At 74.1% G+C, this 1,586-nt stretch carries 2 protein-coding genes; both read left to right on the top strand.

Translation table 11 applies throughout. From position 1 onward, the window contains the following. Positions 1–118 precede the first annotated feature (118 nt). Complete coding sequence (locus HW445_RS30345) at positions 119–1,159, top strand: ABC transporter substrate-binding protein (protein WP_180224010.1); 1,041 nt, start codon at positions 119–121, stop codon at positions 1,157–1,159. Next, the coding region (locus HW445_RS30340) for an ATP-binding cassette domain-containing protein (RefSeq protein WP_180224009.1) at positions 1,146–1,586 on the top strand (441 nt) is incomplete at its 3' end. The genes HW445_RS30345 and HW445_RS30340, both read left to right, overlap by 14 nt.

Raw genomic sequence — 1,586 nt, 5'->3', positions numbered from 1 at the left:
CCGGTCCGGCGCCCGCTCCGGCCCCGCGCCGGACCCCCGTTCCCACCCCGCTCCGCACCCCACTCCGCACCTGTCTCCCGCCGCGCGCTCCCGCGCCGCCTCGCACGAAGGAACCGTCATGGCCCTGCTCGCCCGCCGCACCCTCCTCCTCGCCTCCGCCGCCGCCCTGACCGCCCTCACCGCGACCGCCTGCGGCTCAGGCGCCGAAAGCGGCCCCGGCGACGGGGGCAGAACCCAGGTGCGCATCGCCTACCAGGCGATACCCAACGCCGACCTGGTGGTCAAGAACCAGCGGCTGCTGGAGAAGGCGCTCCCGGACGCCGACGTGAAGTGGGTGAAGTTCGACTCCGGGGCCGACGTCAACACGGCGGTGATCGCCGGCTCCGTCGACCTCGGCCTCGCCGGGTCCAGCGCCGTCGCCAAGGGACTGTCGGAGCCCTTGAACATCCCCTACAAGGTCCTGTGGATCCATGACGTGATCGGTGACAACGAGGCCCTCGTCGCCCGGAAGGGCATCACCTCCGTCAAGGACCTCAAGGGCAGGAAGGTCGCCGCCCCGTTCGGGTCGACCACCCACTACTCCCTGCTGGCCGCGCTGGAGTCGGCCGGGCTGAAGCAGTCGGACGTGACGCTGGTCGACCTCCAGCCGCAGGACGCCCTCGCCGCCTGGCAGCGCGGCGACATCGACGCCGCCTACGTGTGGACGCCCACCCTCACCGAGCTGAAGAAGGACGGCACCGTCCTCGTCAGCAGCCGCGAGATCGCCGAGCAGGGCAGGCCCACGGCCGACCTCGGCATCGTCACCGACGCCTTCGCCGCCGAGCACCCCGACATCGTGGACGCCTGGCTCGAGGCGGAGAACCAGGCCGTCGAACTCGCCCGGAAGAACCCCGGTGAGGCGGCCGCCGCCATCGGCGCCGAACTCGGCCTGAGCGCCGGTGAGGCGCAGGAGCAGCTCGGCCAGCTGGTCCTGCTCACCGCGGAGGAGCAGGCCGCGGCCGACCACCTGGGCACCCCCGGCGCACCGGGCGGGCTCGCCGGCAACCTGCACGACGCCGCCGAGTTCCTCGCCTCGCAGAAGGCCGTGGACGCCGTCCCCGACCGGTCCGTCTTCGAGAAGGCCCTCGCCGTCGAGGAGCTCGCCCGTGTCACCGGCTGAGCCCGACGTCCGGGTGCGGGACGTCAGCGTCCGTTACGGCACCGCGCGGCATCCCGTCACCGCGGTCGCCGACGTCTCCCTCACCGTGCTGCCGGGGGAGTTCGTGGTGCTGGTCGGGCCGTCCGGATGCGGGAAGACCACGCTGCTGCGGCTGGTCGCGGGGCTGGAGCGGCCCGCGGAGGGCACCGTCGCGGTGCGCCGCAGGACCGGCGTCGTCTTCCAGACGCCACGCCTCTTCCCCTGGCGCACGGTGGGCGGCAACCTCTCCTTCGCGCTGGCCCGCAGCGGAGTCGCCCGGGCCGACCGGCCCGGCCGCGTCGAGGAACTGCTGTCGCTGGTCGGTCTGGCCGGCACGGCGCGGCGGCGCACCTGGGAGCTGTCCGGCGGTCAGCAGCAGCGCGTCGCCATCGCCCGGGCGCTGGCCACC

The organism is Streptomyces sp. UH6 (genome assembly GCF_013421635.1).
GTDB lineage: Bacteria > Actinomycetota > Actinomycetes > Streptomycetales > Streptomycetaceae > Streptomyces > Streptomyces abyssomicinicus.
This window is presented reverse-complemented; position numbering and strand designations above follow the sequence as displayed.